21 protein-coding genes and 1 pseudogene are annotated in these 17999 nt (G+C 31.2%); 8 read left to right on the forward strand and 14 right to left on the reverse strand.

Features of this window, described 5'->3' with window-relative positions; translation table 11 throughout:
• The first annotated feature begins 6 nt into the window (after positions 1-6).
• Both AA076_RS10010 and AA076_RS15320 read left to right on the forward strand, forming a co-directional pair.
• Positions 7-801, forward strand: coding sequence for a prephenate dehydratase (locus AA076_RS10010; RefSeq protein ID WP_001177828.1), 795 nt, complete (start codon positions 7-9; stop codon positions 799-801).
• 71 nt (positions 802-872) lie between these two features.
• Positions 873-980 carry a hypothetical protein gene (locus AA076_RS15320; RefSeq protein ID WP_001802312.1) on the forward strand — a complete coding sequence of 36 codons (108 nt, stop codon included), beginning with the start codon at positions 873-875 and terminating at the stop codon, positions 978-980.
• Positions 981-990: 10 nt separating this feature from the next.
• On the opposite strand, the gene AA076_RS10020 is transcribed toward AA076_RS15320, so the two are convergent.
• Positions 991-2553 carry an SLC13 family permease gene (locus AA076_RS10020; RefSeq protein WP_000323161.1) on the reverse strand — a complete coding sequence of 521 codons (1563 nt, stop codon included), beginning with the start codon at positions 2551-2553 and terminating at the stop codon, positions 991-993.
• A gap of 204 nt (positions 2554-2757) precedes the next feature.
• Complete coding sequence (locus tag AA076_RS10025) at positions 2758-3855, reverse strand: glycosyl hydrolase family 28-related protein (protein ID WP_000275730.1); 1098 nt, start codon at positions 3853-3855, stop codon at positions 2758-2760.
• A 371-nt stretch (positions 3856-4226) separates the two neighbouring features.
• Between AA076_RS10025 and AA076_RS10030 the strand changes: the two genes are divergently transcribed.
• Together AA076_RS10030 and AA076_RS10035 are read left to right on the forward strand one after the other, a co-directional pair.
• Positions 4227-4787, forward strand: a complete 561-nt coding sequence (locus AA076_RS10030; RefSeq protein ID WP_000149686.1) for a cysteine hydrolase family protein — start codon at positions 4227-4229, stop codon at positions 4785-4787.
• 52 nt (positions 4788-4839) lie between these two features.
• Positions 4840-5769, forward strand: a complete 930-nt coding sequence (locus AA076_RS10035; protein WP_001140871.1) for a manganese-dependent inorganic pyrophosphatase — start codon at positions 4840-4842, stop codon at positions 5767-5769.
• Positions 5770-5963: 194 nt separating this feature from the next.
• Here the strand turns inward: AA076_RS10035 and AA076_RS15325 are convergent, their stop codons facing one another.
• Positions 5964-6137, reverse strand: a complete 174-nt coding sequence (locus AA076_RS15325) for a hypothetical protein (RefSeq protein ID WP_001790680.1) — start codon at positions 6135-6137, stop codon at positions 5964-5966.
• A gap of 51 nt (positions 6138-6188) precedes the next feature.
• On the opposite strand from AA076_RS15325, the gene AA076_RS10045 reads away from it, so the two are divergent.
• Positions 6189-7568: an aldehyde dehydrogenase gene (locus tag AA076_RS10045; RefSeq protein ID WP_001021214.1), complete on the forward strand. Its 1380-nt coding sequence runs from the start codon at positions 6189-6191 to the stop codon at positions 7566-7568.
• Between the two features lie 119 nt (positions 7569-7687).
• Here the strand turns inward: AA076_RS10045 and pglS are convergent, their stop codons facing one another.
• Entirely contained in the window at positions 7688-8716 is a 1029-nt protein-coding gene (pglS, locus tag AA076_RS10050) for a 6-phosphogluconolactonase (protein ID WP_000181322.1), read from the reverse strand.
• 269 nt (positions 8717-8985) lie between these two features.
• Here pglS and AA076_RS10055 point away from each other — a divergent pair, with 269 nt between their 5' ends.
• Positions 8986-9387: a YolD-like family protein gene (locus AA076_RS10055; protein ID WP_000205106.1), complete on the forward strand. Its 402-nt coding sequence runs from the start codon at positions 8986-8988 to the stop codon at positions 9385-9387.
• 17 nt (positions 9388-9404) lie between these two features.
• Here the strand turns inward: AA076_RS10055 and AA076_RS15330 are convergent.
• Positions 9405-9613: pseudogene (locus AA076_RS15330) on the reverse strand (transposase); the annotation flags it as partial.
• A 346-nt stretch (positions 9614-9959) separates the two neighbouring features.
• Complete coding sequence (locus AA076_RS15335) at positions 9960-10133, reverse strand: hypothetical protein (protein WP_000267034.1); 174 nt, start codon at positions 10131-10133, stop codon at positions 9960-9962.
• A gap of 450 nt (positions 10134-10583) precedes the next feature.
• Between AA076_RS15335 and AA076_RS10065 the strand changes: the two genes are divergently transcribed.
• Positions 10584-11624 (forward strand): C45 family autoproteolytic acyltransferase/hydrolase, encoded by a 1041-nt coding sequence (locus AA076_RS10065; RefSeq protein WP_001188077.1) that lies wholly within the window; start codon positions 10584-10586, stop codon positions 11622-11624.
• 56 nt (positions 11625-11680) lie between these two features.
• On the opposite strand, the gene AA076_RS10070 is transcribed toward AA076_RS10065, so the two are convergent.
• The 3 genes from AA076_RS10070 to AA076_RS10080 are packed head-to-tail and all read right to left on the reverse strand — an operon-like array spanning position 11681 to position 13661.
• A complete protein-coding gene (locus AA076_RS10070; RefSeq protein ID WP_000713072.1) occupies positions 11681-12523 on the reverse strand; it encodes a DUF4097 family beta strand repeat-containing protein in 843 nt (280 codons plus the stop codon).
• On the reverse strand, positions 12520-13077 hold the full coding sequence (locus tag AA076_RS10075) for an HAAS signaling domain-containing protein (protein ID WP_001033971.1): 558 nt from the start codon (positions 13075-13077) through the stop codon (positions 12520-12522). The genes AA076_RS10070 and AA076_RS10075 overlap by 4 nt, the downstream gene beginning before the upstream one ends.
• A gap of 59 nt (positions 13078-13136) precedes the next feature.
• Positions 13137-13661, reverse strand: coding sequence for a membrane protein (locus tag AA076_RS10080; protein ID WP_000966288.1), 525 nt, complete (start codon positions 13659-13661; stop codon positions 13137-13139).
• Positions 13662-13781: 120 nt separating this feature from the next.
• Between AA076_RS10080 and AA076_RS10085 the strand changes: the two genes are divergently transcribed.
• On the forward strand, positions 13782-14345 hold the full coding sequence (locus AA076_RS10085) for a thioredoxin family protein (protein WP_000182842.1): 564 nt from the start codon (positions 13782-13784) through the stop codon (positions 14343-14345).
• A 65-nt stretch (positions 14346-14410) separates the two neighbouring features.
• On the opposite strand, the gene pmtD is transcribed toward AA076_RS10085, so the two are convergent.
• The 5 genes from pmtD to pmtR are packed head-to-tail and all read right to left on the reverse strand — an operon-like array spanning position 14411 to position 17974.
• Positions 14411-15151, reverse strand: a complete 741-nt coding sequence (gene pmtD, locus AA076_RS10090) for a phenol-soluble modulin export ABC transporter permease subunit PmtD (protein WP_001221651.1) — start codon at positions 15149-15151, stop codon at positions 14411-14413.
• Positions 15151-16023 (reverse strand): phenol-soluble modulin export ABC transporter ATP-binding protein PmtC, encoded by an 873-nt coding sequence (pmtC, locus tag AA076_RS10095; protein WP_000763048.1) that lies wholly within the window; start codon positions 16021-16023, stop codon positions 15151-15153. The genes pmtD and pmtC overlap by 1 nt, the downstream gene beginning before the upstream one ends.
• Complete coding sequence (pmtB, locus tag AA076_RS10100; RefSeq protein ID WP_000645727.1) at positions 16020-16700, reverse strand: phenol-soluble modulin export ABC transporter permease subunit PmtB; 681 nt, start codon at positions 16698-16700, stop codon at positions 16020-16022. Before pmtB ends, pmtC begins: the two co-directional genes overlap by 4 nt.
• Complete coding sequence (gene pmtA / locus AA076_RS10105) at positions 16701-17597, reverse strand: phenol-soluble modulin export ABC transporter ATP-binding protein PmtA (protein WP_000991302.1); 897 nt, start codon at positions 17595-17597, stop codon at positions 16701-16703.
• Positions 17594-17974 (reverse strand): PSM export ABC transporter transcriptional regulator PmtR, encoded by a 381-nt coding sequence (gene pmtR, locus AA076_RS10110; protein WP_000691584.1) that lies wholly within the window; start codon positions 17972-17974, stop codon positions 17594-17596. The genes pmtA and pmtR overlap by 4 nt, the downstream gene beginning before the upstream one ends.
• Between the last annotated feature and the right edge of the window lie 25 nt (positions 17975-17999).

Consider the following 17999-nt stretch of genomic DNA (forward strand, 5'->3'; position numbering starts at 1 on the left):
TAGCATATGCAATTATATTATTTAGGCCCTAAAGGTACATTTTCATATTTGGCTTGTCGTCAGTATTTTTCTGAAAATGAAGCAACTTTTCAACCAAAGTCAAATTTATTTGAAGTCATCAAGGCAGTTGCAGATGATGACACATCGATTGGTGTTGTCCCTATTGAAAATTCTATAGAAGGAACAATCAACATTGTGGCAGATGCACTTGCACAGCAAGATGTCTTTGCACACGGTGAAATACGTTTAGATATTAACTTTGCATTATATGGTAATGGAACAGATTCCATTTCTGATATTAAAAAAGTGTATTCTATTGCACCAGCAATCAGTCAAACAACAAATTACATACATCAACATCAATTTGACTATGATTATGTCGACAGTACAATTCAAAGTTTGACTAAAATTGAAAATGGCGTTGCAGCAATTGCACCTTTAGGTAGTGGCGAAGCTTATGGTTTTACACCTATTGATACACATATTGAAGACTATCCACATAACGTGACACGTTTTTTAGTTATAAAAAATCAGCAGCAATTTGATCAAAATGCGACATCATTGATGTTTTTAATTACACCAATGCATGATAAACCTGGGTTGTTAGCAAGTGTGCTTAATACATTTGCTTTGTTTAATATTAATTTATCCTGGATTGAGTCTCGTCCTTTAAAAACACAATTAGGTATGTATCGATTTTTCGTTCAGGCTGATTCTGCAATTACAACCGATATAAAGAAAGTCATTGCTATTTTAGAAACCTTAGATTTCAAAGTAGAAATGATTGGTGCTTTTAATTAAACTTTATTTTCTAGGTTCTACAATTTAAATAAAATAAAGAGTCAACCAAGGATTAAAATAGGAATCCATCCTTGGTTGACTTTCTTTTGTTTGTATTGTTTTTACACGATGCTGCGGTATACGTTTCGTTACCACTCGTCCAAGCAATTGCTAATGTAACCTTTTATTTTTCGTTCTAATCTGCAATTACTATTTCAATGGCAGTGGTTGATTTATATCAATACCTAAAACTATAGGCATTACATAATACACGACTAAAATAATAATTATTGCACTGATTAAGTTTACCCAGAATCCTACTGATGCCATTTGTTTGATAGATATTTTACCAGAACCAAAGATAATTGCATTCGGTGGTGTCCCTACTGGTAACATGTATGCACAGTTAGCCGCCATAGCTGCAGGTGCCATAAGTAGTAATGGATGCACTCCAACAGCAACAGACAACGTTGCTAAAATCGGTAAAATCATCGTTGCAGTTGCAGTATTAGATGTCACTTCAGTTAAAAATAAGACAAAGATTGTTATGACAATTACAATAAGAATCGGACTAACACCATTTAATGATTTCAACTGTTCGCCTAACCATTTTGCTAAACCACTTTCAGAAATACCTTTCGCTAATGCTAAACCGCCACCAAATAAAATTAATACACCCCAAGGGAGCTCTTTTGCAACTTCCCAGTCAATGATACGGCGATGTTTTTCAGTATTTTTAGCTGGAATAATAAATAATAATATTGATATAAAAATAGCAATCGTACCATCTGCAACAGATGACGTAACTTCCCATTTTTTCAGAAGAAACTCTCTTGTAATCCATAATAAGCTAGCAAGTACAAAGATAGTTTGTACTACCTTTTCTTCATACTTCATTTTGCCAAGCTCGTCTAACTTTTGTTTAATTAACGTCTGACCACCAGGTAAATATTTCAAATCATGTCTAAACGCAACATATCTTAAATAGAGCCAAGTAATACCTAACAAAACAATGACCGTTGGAATCCCTACAATCATCCATTTAGCAAAACTAATTTCATGTCCAAAATGTTGCATGTATTGTCCTTTTAAAATAATTAATGGCGGGGTTCCGATTAATGTACCCAAGCCACCAATCGTACCTGCATAGCCAATTGCTAAAACTAGAGATTTTTCAAACTTTTGAATACTTGTTTGATTCGTATTGGCTTCTTGTAAATCATGTGCTTCCTTAATAATTGCTAAACCAATCGGAATCATAATCATTACAGCTGCAGTGTTCGATACAAACATAGATAAGAATCCTGTTGCCACCATGAATCCAAGTAATATTTTTGAAGTGCTTGCACCAATCAAATTAATAATTGTCAACGCTACTCTCGTATGTAAATTCCATCTTTCCATTGCAATTGCCAAAATAAATCCACCTAAAAACAAAAAGATAATATCATTGCCATATTCGGATGATACTTGTTCTGGTGTAAGTATATGACCTAATGGTAATAACACAATTGGTAATAAGCTCGTTGCTGCAATAGGAATTGCTTCAGTAATCCACCAAGTCGCAATCCATAAAGTAATCGCTAAAACATAGACGCCTTTCCAAGGTAAGTCTTGTGGATGAAAGAATAATAATGTTAATAGGAAAAGTAATGGACCTAATATTAGTCCAATAAGTTGTCCCGCACTAAACGGTTTCTTTTTCTTTGATTTTGAAAAGAATGTTAAATACCTTTTCGATATCATTGATTGATGTTGATTGAAATAAGCCATAAATTTCCCCCTCATGATGATTATGACAAGCTACTTCAACTCACTATATTAGAGTATAGAAAGTTGTCTATCTTGTATTATCATTACCGTCAAAATACCCCTTTTATCAGATAATTGGGTTTATTATAGCATATTTATACCGTTTTATGAATGCGCTTTCAAAAATTATCTACTATTCTTAATCCTAATGTCATGCGAAACTTTTTACTTTTTTATTTCATCTACATTGATTGTAGTAACTTGAATACCCGCTTCAACAGGACTTAAAAACACTGTATCAATATCTTCTAAATGAATTGATTGAGTCGAATTATTGAATGTATTCCCAACGATTAATACATCTTTATGTTTAACATTATTATAATTACGTACATGTATCGCATCTTTAGACATTGATCCTTTAAATTCATTTCCAATTATATTCATATTTATGCCTGCTTGGGAACCTAAGTCTTTTCCTGTCATCACATCTGCTGCATTTTTACCATCTCTAACTCCTAAATATCTAATGCCACCCTCACAGTTAATAAACTTATTATTAATAATGAAAGCATCTTTATACTTCAAGGGAGTTAATGCATAACCTTGTATATCTTCAAATATATTATTTCTAATATGAATATTCTCATAGTATCGATTATGTCTACTTGCATGTGAGCCAATAGCACGATTCCAACTTCCCATTTCGGGCAATTCTGAAGGTCCAAAATAACAATCTTCGATAATGACATTTTTCGTTATCGTACCATCTGTCGTTCCGAATTTTGGAAAAGCACCAGGTACTTGAATGTCTAATTGTATTGCTTCAGAATAAAAGCGTTCGCCACTATAGTCTATGAATCCTTCAAATGAACAGCTTTTAATATAGAGTCCGTTAATCCCACAAGCATCAATTGCATGACCACTCACTACATTCTTAATGGTCACACCTATTAATTGAATATCTTCAGCATGCCCAATGCACATAGCTGTATTGTTATAAGGATACGATACACCATTCATATCAAACTTGCCGCCTTTAATATGAATATGACTGTGTCCATTATAACCACGATAAAAACCAAAGCGACGACCATTTTTTAATAAAGGACCAGAATGACATCGGCGTAAAATAGTTTCATTATCTAACAAAAGTGTTGTATTGCCATATATCGTTAATGGTTTGCAAATATCATACGTCCCTTTCGGTATATAAACTGTCGTTGGTTTACATCTTCCACGATTTAACGCACGTTGTATTGCTCGAGTATCTTTAGTTTTGTTTATGCCTGTTAACCCATAATCTTTCATATTGATATACATAAATCGTCATCCTTTGTCTATTTTCTAATTACTCATATATTAACCAATTATTCAAATTATAATCGTGTTAGGTTGATTTAACAGATAGTCATAAATCTCGTGATGCCATCTATTAGCATTTTTATATTCAAAACATCAACACTTGATATTAGTTCTAAGTTTGTCACATTTAGTATTCTATTACAGCTATTTTAAAACTATCGCAAAAACTTCTTATATTATTTGTTGATTGCGTGATTTGCTCTTCCAAAAAAGTTGATTAATCTATATACTTAATCTATATTTATATATTAACCATTAGGGTTAAAAATTACTCTAGCATTTATGAATAGATGGGAGTTTATTTTATTATTATATAGGAGAGATGTTGAATGACACATCGCGCACTATTAGTTGTTGACTATTCATATGACTTTATCGCAGACGACGGCTTACTAACATGCGGTAAACCTGGACAAAATATTGAAGATTTTATTGTTTCTCGTATCAATGACTTTAATTATTATCAAGACCATATATTCTTTTTAATGGATTTACATTATTTACATGACATTCATCATCCTGAAAGTAAATTATTCCCACCACACAATATCGTAGATACAAGTGGTAGAGAATTATACGGTAAAGTAGGTAAATTATACGAAACAATTAAAGCGCAACCTAATGTACATTTCATTGATAAAACGCGCTATGATTCGTTCTTTGGTACCCCGCTTGATAGTTTATTGAGAGAAAGAAGTATTAATCAAGTCGAAATCGTTGGTGTATGTACCGATATTTGCGTGTTACATACAGCAATTTCTGCATACAACTTAGGTTATAAAATTTCAGTACCTGCTGAGGGAGTGGCTTCATTTAATCAAAAAGGGCATGAATGGGCACTTGCACATTTCAAAAACTCATTAGGTGCAGAGGTAGAACAACACGTTTAAATCGTGCTAAAATAATTATAAAGAATACAATTTACAAGGGAGATATTTGACAATGGCTAAAACATATATTTTCGGACATAAGAATCCAGACACTGATGCAATTTCATCTGCGATTATTATGGCAGAATTTGAACAACTTCGAGGTAATTCAGGAGCCAAAGCATACCGTTTAGGTGATGTGAGTGCAGAAACTCAATTCGCGTTAGATACATTTAATGTACCTGCTCCGGAATTATTAACAGATGATTTAGATGGTCAAGATGTTATCTTAGTTGATCATAACGAATTCCAACAAAGTTCTGATACGATTGCCTCTGCTACAATTAAGCATGTAATTGATCATCACAGAATTGCAAATTTCGAAACTGCTGGTCCTTTATGTTATCGTGCTGAACCAGTTGGTTGTACAGCTACAATTTTATACAAAATGTTTAGAGAACGTGGCTTTGAAATTAAACCTGAAATTGCCGGTTTAATGTTATCAGCAATTATCTCAGATAGCTTACTTTTCAAATCACCAACATGTACACAACAAGATGTTAAAGCAGCTGAAGAATTAAAAGATATTGCTAAAGTTGATATTCAAAAGTACGGCTTAGATATGTTAAAAGCAGGTGCTTCAACAACTGATAAATCAGTTGAATTCTTATTAAACATGGATGCTAAATCATTTACTATGGGTGACTATGTGACTCGTATTGCACAAGTTAATGCTGTTGACCTTGACGAAGTGTTAAATCGTAAAGAAGATTTAGAAAAAGAAATGTTAGCTGTAAGTGCACAAGAAAAATATGACTTATTTGTACTTGTTGTTACTGACATCATTAATAGTGATTCTAAAATTTTAGTTGTAGGTGCTGAAAAAGATAAAGTTGGCGAAGCATTCAATGTTCAATTAGAAGATGACATGGCCTTCTTATCTGGTGTCGTTTCTCGAAAAAAACAAATCGTACCTCAAATCACTGAAGCATTAACAAAATAATACTATATTACTGTCTAATTATAGACATGTTGTATTTAACTAACAGTTCATTAAAGTAGAATTTATTTCACTTTCAATGAACTGTTTTTTATTTACGTTTGACTAATTTACAACCCTTTTTCAATAGTAGTTTTTATTCCTTTAGCTACCCTAACCCACAGATTAGTGATTTCTATACAATTCCCCTTTTGTCTTTACATTTTCTTAAAATATTTGCGATGTTGAGTATAAATTTTTGTTTTCTTCCTACCTTTTTCGTTATGATTAAAGTTATAAATATTATTATGTACACGATTCATCGCTCTATTTTCAACTTTCAACATATATAATTCGAAAGACCATTTAAAATTAACGGCCACAACATTCAAATCAATTAATCGCTTTTTCCAAAATAATCATATAAGGAGGTTCTTTTCATTATGAATATCATTGAGCAAAAATTTTATGACAGTAAAGCTTTTTTCAATACACAACAAACTAAAGATATTAGTTTTAGAAAAGAGCAATTAAAGAAGTTAAGCAAAGCTATTAAATCATACGAGAGCGATATTTTAGAAGCACTATATACAGATTTAGGAAAAAATAAAGTCGAAGCTTATGCTACTGAAATTGGCATAACTTTGAAAAGTATCAAAATTGCCCGTAAGGAACTTAAAAACTGGACTAAAACAAAAAATGTAGACACACCTTTATATTTATTTCCAACAAAAAGCTATATCAAAAAAGAACCTTATGGAACAGTTTTGATCATTGCACCATTTAACTATCCTTTTCAACTAGTGTTCGAACCTTTAATCGGTGCTATTGCAGCAGGTAATACGGCAATTATTAAACCATCTGAGTTGACGCCTAATGTTGCACGAGTGATTAAACGGTTAATCAATGAAACATTTGATGCAAATTACATTGAAGTTATTGAGGGAGGAATTGAAGAAACGCAAACGTTAATTCACTTACCTTTTGACTATGTCTTCTTTACAGGAAGTGAAAATGTAGGCAAAATCGTTTATCAAGCTGCCAGCGAAAATTTAGTTCCTGTGACATTAGAAATGGGCGGTAAATCTCCAGTCATCGTTGATGAAACAGCGAATATTAAAGTTGCTAGTGAGCGCATTTGTTTTGGGAAATTCACTAATGCCGGCCAAACATGTGTTGCACCAGATTACATTTTAGTACACGAATCTGTAAAAGATGATTTAATCACAGCCCTATCAAAAACGTTGCGTGAATTTTATGGTCAAAATATACAACAAAGTCCAGATTATGGCCGCATTGTAAACCTTAAACATTATCATCGTCTGACTTCATTACTTAACAGTGCACAAATGAATATTGTATTTGGTGGTCATAGTGATGAGGATGAACGTTATATAGAACCAACATTGTTAGATCACGTTACAAGTGATTCAGCAATTATGCAAGAAGAAATTTTTGGTCCTATCTTACCGATTTTAACGTATCAGTCATTGGATGAAGCAATAGCCTTTATTCACCAAAGACCAAAACCTTTGAGTTTATATTTATTTAGCGAAGATGAAAATGCTACACAACGTGTAATAAACGAGCTATCATTTGGCGGCGGCGCTATTAATGATACATTGATGCACCTAGCGAATCCTAAATTACCATTTGGTGGTGTTGGCGCCTCAGGTATGGGACGCTATCATGGTAAATATTCATTCGACACTTTTACACATGAAAAAAGCTACATTTTCAAATCTACACGATTAGAATCAGGTGTCCATTTACCACCATATAAAGGTAAATTTAAATACATCAAAGCTTTCTTTAAAAATTAATTTTTGAGACAAAAATAAACCATGCTTCCATAATTTGATGTTCTTGAAAACAATAAATTTCAAGGTATACACAAATTTTTTGGAAACATGGTTTTCTTTTTATCATGATTAATTAAAGATTAAAATATGACACATACACCTTCAGATGCTACACGAGTGTTATCACATAGCGTAATTTTACCTGTTTCTTTATTTCTTTCGAAAACAGTTACAACTGAATCTCCTTGCTCATGAGCACAAACTAAAAGGTCATCTGATGAGGCAATATTAAAATCTCTTGGGAATTGACCACCACTTTCAGTAATTGTTACTAGTTCTAAGTGTTGACCATTATCAAGAACTTTAAAAATTGCAATGCTATCATGCCCTCTATTAGATACATATAAGAATTGTTGATCATGAGATAAACGCACTGCTGCAAGTTTAGTATCTCCATCAAAGTTTTCAGGAATTGTTAAATGACGCTCGAGCTCTTCAAATTTACCGTCATTATATTCTGCAACACTCACAGTATTTGATAATTCGTGTACGACATAAGCAAATTTTCCATTATCATGAAATTCAATATGTCTTGTCCCATCACTATCTTTAAATAAAGATTCTTTATAAAATTCAAACCCGTTGTCATCAAATTTATAAGTAACGATACGATCAGCACCTAAATCTGTTACTGCAACGTACTTACCATCTGGAGTTTGATTAATATAATGTGCGTGTGGATGATCTTGTCTTTCATGTGTACCTGTTGGAAAATCATGTGCAAGTTCTTGAATTAGACGTATAATTTCACCTGTGTGCGTATTTAATTCATACATACGTATGATGCCAGCACCATATACCGCTTCAAATAAATATCGTTTATCTTCTGAAATCGATACATAACAACCTGTACCAGCTTTTGAAGACAAACATTTATTTAATAAATGCAATTCACCATTGTCATCAATTTTCAAACTTGCAACACCGCATTGTTCTCCTTCTTTGTTGATTCCATATAAAACTTCATTATTACGCACCAAATATGTAGACGCTTCTAATTCAAATCCTGTTTCTAATAAATCAATACGTGACTGATTTTCGTTTAATTCAAAACGATAAATCCCTTTACCATTCTTTTTAGTGTAAGAACCAATATATCCATTTGTCATTACTTTTACCCCTCCATGTTAGTCTTATTTTCATTTTATTAAATTTTAGCTAGAATTAACAATCATTTATCATTTCCTTAAAGCTAAAACTATTTAACTACTTTAAAAGAACTATTTGCTGTGATATGTCATTATTCGATTTTAATTAATCCCTCTTTTTTACTTACACGAGCATTAATTATTAACGCGTTTATGCTTCCACAAAATTTTTGTTGCAAAATAGAACACATGTTCGTATAATGTAATTATCAGATTGGGGTGAATTAAGGATGACAAGTTATGAAGAAGAAACTGATTATCGTAACGTTCCAAGAGAATTACTAGATAACAATATACCTATGGGAAGAGGCATGATTAAATGGGCTCCTTTTGCAACATTACCCGAACAATTCGAAACGATTCAACAATACATTATCGACCAAAACAAAATTACACGTCCTGTATTATCAGATGATCAATTGGCTGAGCTAAACATTCGGCTACACGAGGCGCTACAATATGCCCAACCTGTAGAAGTTAAATTTTATAATAATGGCTTTGTAGATTCAGTACGCTTAACCATTTATCGTATTGATGCTATTAATTATGAAATTGATGGTTATGTTTACAATCAGCAACAACGTCAAAAAATTTCTATCTTTGATATCTTAGATATTGTCTTGTTACCTTAATGCTTTGAACATAATTAAACAGATTGAGTATATGCATATAAGATGATTTTTAACATCATTTTTGGATGATAGGATGTTGCGCCACGATGATGTCTGAATTCATCGAATTCGCTATCAGGTATTGTTTCAACAATTTCATTAACATATCGTGAAATATCATTTTGAGGGATTCTAACAGAAGTTTCTATTGGTAGTGTAGTTGGGGCATGTTATAATTTTTATACATAAGGCACCTCGTTAATTTAGTTTAGTGGTATTTATTAAATTATAAGAAGGGACCCAACACAGAAAATTCATTTTATTGAATTTTACATTTATGTGCAAGTTGGGCAAAGTGTCTTATTTTTTAAAAGTATTTCAAAGTAAAATTACATGTTAATACGTAGTATTAATGGCGAGACTCCTGAGGGAGCAGTGCCAGTCGAAGACCAAGGCTGAGACGGCACCCTAGGAAAGCGAAGCCATTCAATACGAAGTATTGTATAAATAGAGAACAGCAGTAAGATATTTTCTAATTGAAAATTATCTTACTGCTGTTTTTTAGGGATTTATGTCCCAGCCTCTAAATGTTATTAGTTATTTTTACTTTCAATATCAGAAATAATTTCTTTAGTTTTTCTTTCAATATCTTCAAAATCTTTTTTAAAGATATAAGCAAATGCTACTACACCAACACCAGCAACTAATGTTGTAATAGCAACTAAGCTAAATACGAATTTAAACACACATTTAATAAAATTCCACATCTCAATTTCACCTCTGTTAAATTAAATACCTATCTACATTTCATTATACTATCATATATAGAATAATCATTAAATAAATACCCACTTTCACGAAATATATTCATCAAATTATATAGTGAGCAAGCTAATGATTATTTTCAAAAATGCCGAGGAACCTCTGTTTCAACGTGACATGACCTTATATGCTAATGTTAACAATGACTATTATCGTGAATGCTAACTTAAGATTGATATTTATGATAAGATGATTTTAAGTTTTTAACTCAATATCCCCACCATCTATAAAAATATGTTTTAACTGATTGATAAGTCTTATACACCGAGAAATCACCTCAAACAATTTTATATTTCATTTAGTAAAATATAACTTTATTTAACATGACATTCAATATACATACGATTACTATTTATTTACAATATATTACAACTAAAAAGAAAGGGGCCGATGATATGCAACAAGTGACATCAGATATCATGACTTTTAGAGGTTCACATTTCGAGTTAGGTGTTAAAACTGGTAAATGGCTTCAACAAACACCTCTTCTAAAAAATCGAGAAAAAGAATGGAAAAAACGTGTCCCACGTTTCGATATAGATGTAAATGAAACTTATCAAATATTCCAAACATACGCACCTCAAATATGGGAAGAATTAATGGGACTACAAAGTATACTCAAAATGCCAACACGCCAAATTATTTTAAACTTTGGACATTATCGTTTTACCGATTTAAAAGAAAGTGGTTGCACGGTCTTTCAAGGCAAAGACTTCATGGTTAGAAATTATGATTACCACCCTGCAACTTATGATGGTCGCTACTTACTTTATCAACCTACAGATAGCGGTTTAGCTCAAATTGGTCCTGTATCAAGGGTAACTGGAAGAATGGATGGTATGAATGAGTCAGGATTAACTATGGGCTATAACTTTATGCACCGGAAGAAACCAGCAAATGGTTTTGTATGTTATATGATTGGTCGTCTAATTCTTGAAAATTGCCGAAATGTAACAGAAGCAATCCAATTATTGAAAGAAATACCACACAGAAGCTCATTTAGCTACATACTGATGGACAAATCATTGAACCATGCAATTGTTGAAGTGACACCGAGATCAATAGATGTTCGTTATGATAATATATGTACAAATCATTTTGAAATATTAACACATGAAAATCGTAATTATACAAAAGAATCTAAAGAAAGACTGGCGCGTACCATTTCACAAACTAATGATAATTTAGATATGACTACAGCATTTAAGTTATTCAATAATCCTCAGTATGAAATTTACAGTAAACTATTCAAAAGCTGGTCTGGCACCATCCATACATCAATGTATCAACCTGAAACATTAACTGCATATTTTACATTGGGAGAAAATGCGCCACCAGAAATAATAGATTTCAAATCATGGTTAGATGGTCAAGACCTTAATATCACTCACTTTACTGGCAATATAGATACCGACTTAACTTTTGCCAACAAATAAATAACACCGATATTAGAGAAATTATGCTTCCTAATATCGGTGCTTACATCCTTTATTTATTCAACTTTGATATTACCATCAATCGTATAAAATTCTAAAACATTGTCGCTTTTCCCAACTTTACCATTAGTAAATGTTTTATTTTTAACTACGCTATCACCCGTTCCCGGATTTAGCTTTAGTATAGTGTCTTCAGGTTTACTATCATACTTAAAACGAATATCTCCTTGTTTAGTAGAAGCTTTTGCATCTACTTTTGATGGCATGTTTTTAAATTCAATGTCACCATGATCGTTTAAAAATATGGATTGTTTAATTTGACTCTTGTCGATTTGTAGCGTACCAATAACAACTTTAATATTGCTATTTTTAATGTTACTTTTACTAATATAAGTAGAACTATTATTTGTCTTTGAATCTAGTGCGTCAAGATTTGAGTTTTTAATAACTACTTCACCGTTAATGCTTTGAATACTTGTGTTCTCTAAATCAACATCACTGATTCTAACACTTCCTGCTCCAGATGATAGATTTAAACGTTTAATCATTTTATCAGGCATTTCAATCGTTAACGTTTTCTTATTCTCATGAAAAGGATTCATATCAATTGCATATCCTCTTGTCTTAGACCTTTTATCACTAATCTTCAACGTCTTATCTACTATATTAATTAATATATCATTGTCACCATCATATTTAACTCTAAATTGATTCCCCCGTTTTATACGAAGTTCTGTACTATCCAAATTTATAGATACATTGTCAAAAGCATCGTCTTTGAATGTTTTATCATATTGTTTAGTACCATATTTGTTTTTATCATAGCTGAACCAAATAATGGTTGCTGCTGTAAAAAAGACAACAAACACTAAAAGCCCAATAAAAAAGAATTTCTTCATTTTCTAACGCTTCCTTTGACAGTTTTAATATACCAAAGTAAATATTTTAAGATTAAACGATAAATGTATTCTAAAATCTTAAATATGACAATGATAAATACTAATCCTAATCCTGAATATGATATGGCAAAAAATACATTACTAATTGAGTCCACAATTCCTCTGGATATTGCTGATGCTAATAAAATAATTGGACAAAACAGCAGCAAAAGTGATATTAAAAATAATGCTAATACAAATAATCCAACTATAGATACTGGTATAAGGATGACAAAAATAGATAGAATGCCTAAACTTAATGAAGCAGCAACAGCTCTTGAAATATTTTCAAATGTTGGTTTAGATTCAGCATAATCAATAACACTTCTAGCTTTTGTTTCAGCTGCAACATCTTGTGGGTCTTTTAACTTCTTTAAAATTTCCCCTTCATCAACGCCATTAAGTTCTTGCTCATAAAAATAACGTTCATATTCATACATTTTTTGATCTCTTAAATGCCTAGGTAGCGCATCAAGTGCTGTTTCTAATTCATTTAAATAAGTAATCTTGTTCATATAGGTCACTCATCCCAATAAAATTATTCATTCGTTTTTTATAACTTTAAGACCTAAAGCTATTTACTAAAAAATTCAATACGTTTAATTTCTAAATCTTGATAAAGTAAGTTTAATTTTAAATGGTTATCTCTATCAATATACTTTACCGATGAGAAATCATTGCCAACTTTTGTTCTTTTATATCCGAATCCAAGATTTTCAATCGCGTTATTTATCGGCGAACCAATTCCCCCATCAAAATTAGTATGTATCTTTTCATCTCTTACTAATATTATCCCCTTAACGATGTTATCCTTTTCTCTCACTTTAACGGTAAGATCAGGGTGAGCTTTACTGTTATAAAATTTAAAACGATCAAACTTAATTTTTTTATTTACTTCATAGCCTTTTTTATCAAACTTCTCATTTAATTTAATATCGTTTATTTCAAGATTAGACAAATCCACAGTTTTCGTATGACGATATTGATATAAACCAATTAATACACCAAAAGAACAGATTAAAAATAATATAAACACAACCCAGCGATTTTGAATACGCACTGATGTCACCCTTTCTTTGTACTTATTTAAATATAGCATAAGGTGCTTCCCGTTTCATCCTTAACAAAAATTAACAAAGAATTTGCAATTAATTTATTTCATTACCTTTTATTACTATAAATTGGTATAATGTTGTAAATGCTAAAGGAGGTTTTTACAATGACAAATTTAGAAACTTATTTCAAAAATAGCCAACCCTTAAATGAATACATTGATGGAATGAAGACAAATCAAGATACCGTTCTCAGTATCTATCAATCATTTGAGTTACCAGAAGATGATTCACGCATCAAAAAAATAAAAGAGATGAATTATTCTAAAGTATTAGTAATTACTGAAGACTGGTGTGGAGATGCAATGATGAATCTCCCAATTCTAAAACACATCAGTGAAGCATTAAATTTAGAAGTACGCGTGTTCCATAGAGATGATGATACAAAACTGATCGATCAATATTTAACAAATGGTAAATCACGTGCAATTCCTATCTTCGTATTCTTGAATGATCAATTCGAACAAGAAACAGTTTGGGGACCAAGAGCAAATGAAGTCCAAAAATTTGTAACTGATGTTCGTGCTGATAAATTACCGAGCAAAGATCATCCAGACTATGCAGATTTAGAAAAAGAAACACACTTAGTGATATCAAACCGCTATAAAACTGACGCTTCATTTTGGAAAGCAGTTTATAATTCCATCCTAAATAAATTAGAAAATAAATAAATTTACAATAAGACAAACTTTGAGGTTGGGAAAATTTAAAATTCCCAACCTCAAAATTATTTTTATTAAATGTCTTTTTTAGCGACATATAAGATATTCAAAATGAAGAATATCACTATAGAACCTAATGAAATTACCCATTGCCAATTGCTAAAATCAAAGTTAGAGCTAATCATTTTATCAGTTAAGTAAGCAAAAGGGATATAATCAAAAGCATCTAAAACTTTTTCACCGTATCTTGGGATAAATGTAATAAAAGGTTTAATAAACGGTACAATGAGTACTAAAAATACACCTAATGAAAATATCATTGCTGTTTTTTGTGATGCAAGTGTGATTAAGAATAAAAACAAGCCAAAGAATAGTAAAAAGATTAGGAAGAACCATAAATTATCTACATATTTAGAAAACGCCAAATTTTTTCCATTACTAGATGCCTGCACAACAATCAAAATCACATAATGAATTAATGCAAATAATATTGAAATTAAAATAATTGAAATTGTTTTCGAAATAATGTATCCAACGCGTGTTTTAACTTTACTCATATATAGTTGAATTGTACCTTGTGAAAAATCACGCGTAATTGTCTTAACAACAAACATTAATCCAATTATTAACAATAACCATTTTGCTGCAGCAAATACAGATCCATAGACAATAATATGTTTCGGGTTATCCATCGAATTTGCCATAAGTATACTTTGAGTTGCAATCAAACTAGATACGACTAGTATCGCTAAATATGTTAAAGGACTTTTAAATATACTATAAAAATCATACTTAACTAAATTTAAAATTCTCATTATTTATCACCTCTTTGATTTATATTGAAGTACGTATCACGCAATGAACTTTTACGTGTTTCAATATATTTCGGATAAATATCTAATTCAGATAATGCTTTTAGTATAACTTGATAATTTTTTTGTGCATTGATCATTAAATGTCCGTCTGCTTTGTCGACATTTTGTAATTGGAAATGCTCTGCAAGATATTTTTCAGTTCTATCAAAGTCTTTATGATCAACAGTAACTATCGTTGTGTCAGATGCAACACCTTCCTCCATGTTTACATCTTGAACAAAATGTCCGTCTCTTAAAAATACAGCTCTATCACAAATTAATTCAATATCTTCTAACTTATGACTTGATATTAGAATTCTCATATCAAGTTCATTTACTAAAGACTTAATTGTAGTCAGCACATCAATTGAGCCATCTGGATCCATACCATTTGTAGGCTCATCCAAGATTAAAAATTTAGGTTTATTCATTAAAGATACTGCAATTGCTAACTTTTGCTTCATCCCCATTGAATATTTCTTAACTTTCTTTTTAATATAAGGTCTCATACCAAATGCATCTATAATTTTGTCTGTGTATGCTTTATCAAAACCCTTACCTAATACTTGTGCAAATAATTTCAAGTTATACAATCCTGATTTATTATCATATAATTTAGGATGCTCAATTAAAAAACCGATATTATCTGCATTATCAATATCTACTTTTCCATCAAATTTAATAATATTACCATTCATTACTTTCATAACGGTTGTTTTACCAACACCGTTTTTTCCTATTAATCCGACAATTCTACTATCGCCAAAGTCAAAATCAATATCATTTAAAACGACATTTGAGCCGTATTTTTTTGTAATATGTTCTAATTTCATCGACTGCCTCCTTTAAATTTTCTAGTATTTATTTTATTGAGCTGTTTAAAATAATTAACAATAAGTATAACAATGCTTATAATTAGAAAACCAATATTTAAAATATATGAATATAAATCTGGGAATGATGATTGACTTAGAACAAAATAATTCACCAATACTATTGCAATTGAAAATAAAAATGGAACTAAAATGATAATAGTAAACACGTATATACCATATGGCACTTTGACTCTACGCAATTCTGTAAATTGACTAAATGCAATTGGTATAGACAAGAAGTTAGATATGACAAATGCATATGCAGTTGAAAAATAGATTGAATTTGGTTCAATCACATCTGCTTCATAAGCATATAAACTAATAACAAGCGTTCCAATTAATGTTAAAACAATGCATGTAATATAGTTGGCATTAAGCAATTGTTTTTTTGACACTGGTAAACTCATATAAAAATAATATGAATCATTACCACCTAATCTACGATTGAGTCTAAATAAGTGACCAGCATCTAAAATCCAAATAATCAATATTGTTGGACTTATAAAAGATTGCAATAAGTAAAAGAACTTTGTTGAGTCAAGCATTATATAAAAAGGATATAAGGTTAATAATAGAACATAGATGATAAGTGTATATCGTCGTAATTTAAAATTCCTAATTAACAATGCCTTCATTTAAAAACCTTCTTCCATCAATTTGATGTTTTCATGATATTTAGGTTTTCTCTTTTCAAGATAAACCATTAAGTTCTCAATAGAAGGTGTAGTGATATTCACTTTATGACCTAAAATTTCTTTAAATACTTGCGCATGTTCTGTTAATCCTATAAATCCCGTACGCTTATGTTCTTCATAAATAAGTAGAGATGCTAATTCATCATCAAGGTCCTCAATAGCACCACTCACAACTTGATATCTTTGTAACAGTTGTTCTTTTGAACCATTTAAGATAACTTCACCGTCACTTAAGTGAATGATATAATCAGCTATTTTTTCTAAATCTGAGATAATGTGTGTCGACATGAATATTGTTTTATTTTCATCAATTAATTCTTGCTGAATTATCTCCAATAGCTCATTTCTAGCTAAGGGATCAAGACCTGAAGTAGGCTCATCAAAAATATACAATTCAGCATGATGTGAAAATGCAACTGCTAGTGATAATTTCATTTTCATCCCAGTCGAAAATGTTTTTATTGATTTATTGATTGGTAAATCGAACTTTTCAAGATAAAATTCAAATACTTGATGGTCCCATTTACGATAAAAAGGGGCAATCATTTTTTCAAGTTGCTTCGTAGTCCATCTCTCATTAAAATAATTTTCAGAGTAAACAAACCCAATTCTATTCTTTAACTCTATCGGATTGAGAGCCATATCCTCTTCTAATACTCTAATAACACCAGTTTGTGGTTGATACAAATCCATAATTAACCTTATTATTGTGGTTTTACCAGCGCCATTTCTACCAATAAAACCAGTGACGAATCCTTGAGGAACTTTGAAAGAGATATTCTTTAAATTAAACTGATCACTTGAATAATTAACATTACTTAATTCTATGGCATTCATGATGATTCCTCCTCATAAATGAACGTTAAAATATCCTGCAGTTCCTCAAGTGACATTTCGATGGCTTGCGCTTCATTAACCAATTCTTTAACCAAATTTTCAATGGTAAAAAATTGTTTCTCTTTTAAAATAGAACTATCTTGCTCCTTAACAAAGGTCCCTTTTCCTCTAATTGTTGTAACAAAACCGTCTTTCTCTAAATCTTCATAAGCACGTTTGGTAGTAATCAAACTTACTTGAAGATCTTTGGCAAGTTCTCTCATTGACGGCAAATGCTCTCCAGGAGCAACATGTCCCTTTAAAATATTTTGTTTTACTTGTTGCTTAATCTGTTCATAAATCGGAAAATCACTATTGTTTTTTAAAATTATTTTCATCAACGTCCCCCTATCAACTTCTGTA

This window comes from Staphylococcus aureus, assembly GCF_001027105.1.
Classification (GTDB): domain Bacteria; phylum Bacillota; class Bacilli; order Staphylococcales; family Staphylococcaceae; genus Staphylococcus; species Staphylococcus aureus.